This is a genomic window from Candidatus Protofrankia californiensis (assembly GCF_900634765.1).
In the GTDB taxonomy this organism is placed as follows: Bacteria; Actinomycetota; Actinomycetes; order Frankiales; family Frankiaceae; genus Protofrankia; species Protofrankia californiensis.
This window is the reverse complement of the sequence record NZ_CAAAFT010000142.1, coordinates 1-7,068: the sequence shown is the minus strand read 5'-3', so window position 1 is coordinate 7,068 and position 7,068 is coordinate 1. Positions and strand designations below refer to the sequence as shown.

At 70.7% G+C, this 7,068-nt stretch carries 5 protein-coding genes; 2 read left to right on the top strand and 3 right to left on the bottom strand.

Translation table 11 applies throughout. The annotated features are described in order from the left end of the window. Together DD1DGNOD_RS08445 and DD1DGNOD_RS08435 are read left to right on the top strand one after the other, a co-directional pair. On the top strand, positions 1-3,181 hold a 3,181-nt coding region (locus DD1DGNOD_RS08445), incomplete at its 5' end, for an SbcC/MukB-like Walker B domain-containing protein (protein ID WP_165036525.1). A gap of 318 nt (positions 3,182-3,499) precedes the next feature. After that, positions 3,500-3,952 carry a nitroreductase family deazaflavin-dependent oxidoreductase gene (locus DD1DGNOD_RS08435; RefSeq protein WP_131766004.1) on the top strand — a complete coding sequence of 151 codons (453 nt, stop codon included), beginning with the start codon at positions 3,500-3,502 and terminating at the stop codon, positions 3,950-3,952. A gap of 142 nt (positions 3,953-4,094) precedes the next feature. Here the strand turns inward: DD1DGNOD_RS08435 and proB are convergent, their stop codons facing one another. The 3 genes from proB to rpmA are packed head-to-tail and all read right to left on the bottom strand — an operon-like array spanning position 4,095 to position 7,033. Continuing rightward, a complete protein-coding gene (gene proB, locus DD1DGNOD_RS08430) occupies positions 4,095-5,213 on the bottom strand; it encodes a glutamate 5-kinase (RefSeq protein WP_206443029.1) in 1,119 nt (372 codons plus the stop codon). Next, positions 5,210-6,715 carry a GTPase ObgE gene (obgE, locus tag DD1DGNOD_RS08425; protein ID WP_131769834.1) on the bottom strand — a complete coding sequence of 502 codons (1,506 nt, stop codon included), beginning with the start codon at positions 6,713-6,715 and terminating at the stop codon, positions 5,210-5,212. Before obgE ends, proB begins: the two co-directional genes overlap by 4 nt. A gap of 48 nt (positions 6,716-6,763) precedes the next feature. Continuing rightward, complete coding sequence (gene rpmA, locus DD1DGNOD_RS08420) at positions 6,764-7,033, bottom strand: 50S ribosomal protein L27 (protein WP_131766002.1); 270 nt, start codon at positions 7,031-7,033, stop codon at positions 6,764-6,766. Positions 7,034-7,068: the final 35 nt, after the last annotated feature.

Genomic DNA, 7,068 nt, shown 5'->3' with positions numbered 1-7,068 from the left:
GCTCAGGCGGGGCGGTGCCGGCAGCTCCCGGGTGAACCCCACCGCCCTGCTGCAGCGCCGCACCGACGCCGGCTGGGAGGTGGTCGCCCAGCGCAACGACGACGTCGGGCTCGAGACCGGCCGGCTGCTCGGTATGACCGCCGAACAGTTCTTCCAAGTGATCATGTTGCCGCAAGGGCACTTCGCCGACTTTCTGCAGGCCGACCACGACGCGCGGGAACGGCTGCTCAAGCGCCTGTTCGCCGTCAGCCGGTTCGAGCACGCCGAGCAGTGGCTCGCCGACCAGGCCAAGATTGCCGGCGAACGGATTGCCGCCGCACGCGGCGACCTCGCCCGGGTGGCGGCCCGGGCTGCCGAAGCCGCCGGGATCGCCGAGCCCGACGATCTCGAGGCCGACGCCAGCTGGGTCGCCGGGCTCGCCGCCACCGCGGGCGCCGCCGCCCACAGCGCCACGGACCACGCCGCCACGGCCGCCGAAGCCCGCCGGCAGGCCGAGGAATCACTCGACCAGGCCCGCGGACTCGCCGAACGCCGGCGGGAACGGCGTGGCCTCGACACGAGGCTGGCAGCGCTCGAGGCGCAGCTCCCGGCGATCGAAAGCATGGCCGCCGAGCTGGACGCCGCCCGCCACGCCGCCGCGGTCCGCCGCGCCCTGGACCACGTGCGGGAACGGGCGGACGACCTGGCGCGGGCGCGCCTGGCCGAGGACGCCGGACGCCACCGACTGGAGCTGCTCGGTGCCCGCCACGACGCTGCCGTCAACGAGCTGGCCCGGCTGTCCCGGCTCACCCACACCGACATGGGACGCCTCGAGCAGTTCGCGAACGTCCTGGCTGCCGCCGAAGCGGACGATGCCGCGGCACAGGCGGCCGACACCGACGCCGACACGCATGCGGCCGCCGCCGCCACACTCACCGGATACCTGCGAACCGATCTGCCGGAGCAGCGCCGTGCCCTCGACGCCAGGCACAGCCGTGCCAGGGCCGCCGTGGCTGCCCTGGCAGGTGCGCGCGAGCAGGCACGCATGGCCGCCGAGCTGGCCGCTGCCGTGCGTCAACGTGCGCATGCCCTCGCCCATGCGCACGACGTGGAACAGTCCGCGCGGGACGCCCGCAACCAGGCCAGCGACATCCGTCGGCAGCGGTTCGATGCGATCACCGCGGAGCTCAGCGCCGCCCTGGTCAACGGTTCTCCCTGCCCGGTCTGCGGATCCCTCGCGCATCCCGACCCAGCCGAGGTCCGCGCGGACCACGTCAGCAAGGACGACGAACTCGCAGCCGAAGCCGTGGCCAACCGACTCGCGGCACAGGCCGCTGACGCCCGCCGCGACGCCGACCGGCTGGACGAACGGATCCGCACGCTGACGGGTGCACTGGCAAACCACGTGGATCCCGGTACCGATCGCAATGCCGATCGCGGTGTCAGCCCCGCCGCTGTCGCTGCCGGCACCACCGTTGACATCACCGGCACGCTCGCCCCGAATTGGGCGGAACCCGCGGCAGGCCCTGGCGCGGACGGCGACAGGGCAAGCACAGCAGGCAAGGCAGGCGCGGTGGGCGCGGCAAACACAGCGATGGTGGGCACAGCGGTAGACACGGCGGTAGACATGGCGGGGGCAGGCTCGGCCACCGATGTGCGCGTCGAGCCCGCCGTGCCGCGCGGCCCGTTGCCCACCGAAAACACCGGCAGCAGGCCGCCCCGTCCGGTCGAGGCGTTCGCGACGGTCACCGTACTGGGGATGACCGACCCCATCCCCAGCGGAAACGAGGAGAAAAACGACCATAAGGGTGCTGGCGACAACATCGTCAATCATGAATCTGCCAATCATGAATCTGCAGATCGGCAGGTTGCCGATCGCGCTGCTGTGGACGGTGTTGCGCGGCTGAGGGAGCTGCCCGCAGGCTCCGAACTGCCCGCCGTACTACCCGTCGAGATGTTCGAGCAGACCGCGGTCCATCTGGCGGGCCGGGCCGACGCACTCGCCACGCAGGCCGACGACGTCCCGACCGCCGAACAGGCACTTGAGCTCATGCACCAGGAGGAGACGCGGGCCTCGACCGAACTGGCCGGCCACACCACCGGTGAGCAGCTCGCCCGTACCCGTGCGCAGGAGTGCCGGGCCCGGGCTGAGCGGCAGCGTTCCAGCCTCCCGCCGGAGCTGCGCGACGCCGGGCGGCTGGCCGCCCGGCAGCGCGAGGTTGCCCAGTTCGCCGACGCCTACTCGGACTGCCACGCGGCCGCTTCAGCCGCAGCGCTGGCGGAGGAGGAGTACCGCCGCGCCGCGTCGAGCGCGAACAGCGACGCCCACGCCGCCGGCTTCCCGGACGCGACCGCGGCCCTAGCCGCCTGTCGGGAGGAGAGCTGGATCGTCGATACCGAGGCGCGCCTGATGGCCCACCGTGACGACCTTGTCGGTGTGCGGTCCCGTCTGGCCAACCCCCAGCTGGCGGTTGATCCGGATACGCCGACGCCGGTGGCCGAGCGGGAAGTCGACGCGCTCGCGGCGCGGCAGCGGCACGAATCGGCGCTCACCGAAGCGGCGCGCGCGAACGACCGGGCCCGGCGGCTGTCCGACCTGGCGCCCGCGTTCGCCGATGCCTTCGCCGCGATACCGCCGCTGCGCGAGGCCGCGGAGGAACTGCGGGGCCTCGCCGAGCTGGCCGCGGGCCGCGGCGGTAACCGCCACGGCATGCCACTGTCGAGCTTCGTCCTCGCCGCCCGTCTGGAGGAGGTCGCGGCCGCGGCAAGCGGACGCCTGTCGGCGATGAGCGGCGGCCGGTTCACCCTTGTCCACGACAGCGGTGAGCGGCGTGACCGGCGCCGGCGGGCCGGCCTCGGGCTTCTCGTCGAGGACGCCTGGACGGGCCGGCGGCGCGACACCGCCACCCTCTCCGGCGGGGAGACCTTCCAGGCTGCCCTGTCCCTGGCGCTGGGCCTCGCCGACGTGGTCACCGCCGAGTCCGGTGGCCAGGCCATGGACGCACTGTTCATCGACGAAGGATTCGGCAGCCTCGACCCGGACAGCCTGGAGGAGGTCATGAACGTCCTGGACGACCTGCGCTCCGGCGGTCGGCTGGTCGGCATCGTCAGCCACGTCGCGGACCTGCGCCAACGCATCCCCACCCAGATCACCGTCGTCAAACAGGCCCACGGCAGCCACGTGCGCACCACCATCCCCTGACGGGGGCCCTAACGGAGCCTCGGACGATGAAGCCCGGAAACGCGAGCGCACCACCCGCGCGTAGCGCCATATAGCACGTGGCGCTACCAAGAACTATGATCAAAATAATCACATAGCGTGAGCTCCGCAACGGCTCCGCGGCTGTCATGGACGCGGTCGAGAACGGCGAAACGATTCTCGTCACCCGCAACGGCAGCCCCGTGGCCGGGCTCCGGCCGGTGCATCGCAGCACATCCGTACAGGAAAAATCACCCTGCGCAAGAACGTGGAACCGCTGTGTGGTTGAGTGTGCACTGACATGCGGACAAGGAGGTGCGCTTGACCACCAAGATCGACCCGCGCAGCCCGGACTTCGACCGGAAAGGGTTCAACCGGGCACTGATTACCGAATACCGGGCGAACAACGGCAGGTTGACCACGACTCTGCCCGAAGCGGCGCTGCTGCTGCTGACGACGGTCGGAACCCGCAGCGGCCGGCCACACACCACACCGCTGGGCTACATCCTCGACAGTTCCCCGGACCGGATCGTCGTCTTCGCCTCGAACCTGGCTTCGGCCGCCCATCCCGACTGGTATCGGAACCTGGTCGCCAACCCGCGGGTAACCGTGGAACTCGGCGCCGACCGGTTCGACGCCGCAGCGTCCACCACCGCCGGCCCGGAGCGGGAACGCCTTTACCAGGCGCTGATCGACGAGATCCCCAGCATCCGCGATCACCAGGGACAGACCAGCCGGGAAATCCCGGTCGTCCTCCTTCGCGCGGTCCGCTGACGACGGAAGGCGTGGGTGGAAAGCGCTGTTGTCACGACGGTCTCCACCTACAGATACGGAAGCCGTAGGTGGAGACCGTCGCTATCACAACCGTTTCTGCCTACGGCTTCCGCTGCAGGATGTCTCCTTACGGCTTCCGTTGCTACGGCTTCCGTTGCAGGACGACGATGTCGTCGCGATGGACGATCTCCCGTTCGTAGGACGAACCGAGTTCCGCGGCGAGATCGAACGTCGAGCGGCCCAGCATCCCGGGCAGCTCAGCGGCGTCATAGGCGACCAGCCCACGGGCAACCGGCTGCCCCGACGGGTCGACCAGGTCCACCGGGTCGCCCGCGGCGAAGTCACCGTCGACCTTGGTGACCCCGGCCGGCAGCAGCGACACCCGCCGGTTCACGATCGCGTTCACCGCCCCGTCGTCAAGGAACAGCCTGCCCTGCGGGGTGGTCGCGTGCTCCAGCCACAGCAGCCGGGACGCCCGACGCGGCCCGCTCGGGTGAAACACCGTCCCCACCTCGGCTCCGGCAAGGGCTTCGGTGGCGTTCGCCGCCGAGGTGATGAGCGTTGTGACCCCACCCGAGGCCGCCATCCGAGCGGCGTCGATCTTTGTTGCCATGCCGCCGACGCCCACGCCGGCACTGCCGGTACCTCGGGTGCCGACCCCCTCGAGGTCAGCGTCCGTCCGGACCTCGCGGATCATGGCGGCCGGGCCACGTCGGGGGTTGGCGTCGTAGACACCGTCCACGTCCGAGAGCAGGACCAGCAGGTCCGCGGACACCAGATGCGCGACGATCGCGGCGAGGCGATCGTTGTCACCGACCCGGATCTCCTGGGTGGCCACCGCGTCGTTCTCGTTGACGACGGGGACCACACCGAGCTCCAGCAGCCGGTCGAGGGTGGTCCGCGCGTTGCGGTAGTGGGTGCGGCGCACCACGTCGGTGGCGGTGAGCAGCACCTGACCGACCTGGTAGCCGGCTCGTCCGAACGCCGTCGCGTACCGGTGCACCAGCATGCTCTGCCCAACGCTGGCCGCAGCCTGCAGGGTTGCCAGATCCCGGGGACGGCGCGCCAAGCCCAGCGGCGCAAGCCCGGCGGCGATGGCTCCCGAGGAGACCAGCACCAGCCGTCCGGCCCGCGGAAGGACCGCCCGCACCAGGGCGTCGACACGGTCGCCGTCGATGCCGCCACTGGCGGTGGTCAACGACGACGAGCCGACCTTCACCACGACCCGGTCAGCCCGGATCACGAAATCACGGGCGGTCACGCTTCGACCTCGCCCTCCAGATCGTTCGGGTCGTCCAGATCGGCATCCCGGTCGGCGAGGGCTTGGCGGCTGCCGGCCCGGCGGGCGAGCCGCTGCGCACGGGTCAACCGCATGGAGGCGACAAGCCGGTCGTCGCTCCCCCGCGGGCCGAGGGACGATTCCGCCGCCGCCACCTCGCCATCAAGATCATTACTAGTCCGGCTGCCGCGGCGGTTCAGGTGCGGTTCCCAGTCGAAGGTGATCTCACCGATGGTCACCGCCGCGCCGGATTCCGCGCCGAGGCGGGCGAGTTCGGTCTCCACGCCCAGACGGGCGAGGCGGTCGGCGAGAAAGCCGATCGCCTCGTCGTTGCTGAAGTCGGTCTGACGGACCCAGCGCAGTGGTTTGGCGCCGGTCACGATGAATCCGTCATCATGCGCGCGGACGGCGAAGTCGGGTTCGTCGACCGCGCGGGGACGCAGGACGACCCGCTGGAACGCCGGCGCCGGCCGCGCGGCCCGATGTTCGGCGACCTGTTCGGCCAGGGCAAGCGAGAGCGCTCGGACGCCTTCACGGGTCGCGCTGCTCACGGCGAAGACGCCCAGCCCACGGGCGGTGAGCTCGGGTGTGACCAGTTCCGCCAGCTCGCGGCCGTCCGGAACGTCGATCTTGTTGAGCACGACCACCCGCGGCCGGTCGGACAGGTCGCTGGAGTAAGCCGCGAGTTCGGCCTCGATGACGTCGAGGTCGGTCAGGGGATCACGACCGGGTTCCATGGTGGCGCAGTCCAGCACGTGAACGATGAGCGAGCAGCGCTCGATGTGGCGCAGGAACTCAAGGCCGAGCCCGCGTCCGGTGCTCGCGCCGGGTATGAGACCCGGGACGTCGGCCACCGTGTACGGCGCAGTGTCGCCTGCTTTCACCACGCCGAGGTTGGGCACCAGCGTCGTGAACGGGTAGTCGGCGATCTTCGGCTTGGCGGCGCTGAGCACCGACACCAGCGAGGACTTGCCGGCGCTGGGAAAACCGACCAGCGCCACGTCGGCGACGGTCTTGAGCTCGAGGACGGCGTCGAGCTGCTCCCCCGGCTCGCCGAATTCGGCGAACCCGGGGGCTTTACGCCGAGCGGAGGCAAGTGCGGCGTTACCACGGCCACCGCGCCCGCCGCGGGCGATGACCACGCAGCTACCGGCACCGACAAGGTCGGCGATCTGCTCGCCGTCCGGTCGTAGGACGACGGTGCCGTCCGGCACGGGCAGGACGAGGTCTGCCCCGTCGGCGCCGTGCCGGTTGGAACCCTGGCCGGGCCGCCCACCGGATGCCCGCTGGTGCGGGTGGAAGTGGAAGTCCAGCAGGGTGGTCACATCCGGGTCGACCCGGACGATGACGTCACCGCCGCGACCGCCGTTGCCGCCATCCGGACCGCCGAGCGGCTTGAACTTCTCCCGATGAACCGATGCACAACCATGCCCACCGTCACCCGCAGTGGCATGAAGGATGACGCGGTCAACGAAGGTGGGCACTGCAGCGCTGCCTTCCTCCACCGCAGCCGACTGGAACGCCTACCCGGATCAGGCGGACAGGAGCTCCTCGGCAGGTATGACGTTGATGACCCGGCGTCCCCGACGGGTACCGAAATGGACGTGGCCGGCGGCAAGCGCAAACAGCGTGTCGTCACTGCCACGGCCGACCTGCGAACCGGGGTGGAAGTGCGTGCCACGCTGCCGGACGATGATCTCGCCGGCATTGACGTACTGGCCGCCGAAGCGCTTCACACCGAGACGCTGAGCGTTCGAGTCACGACCGTTGCGCGACGAGCTCGCGCCCTTCTTGTGTGCCATGTCGCTTCAGGCCTTCCCGGTCTCGATACCGGTCA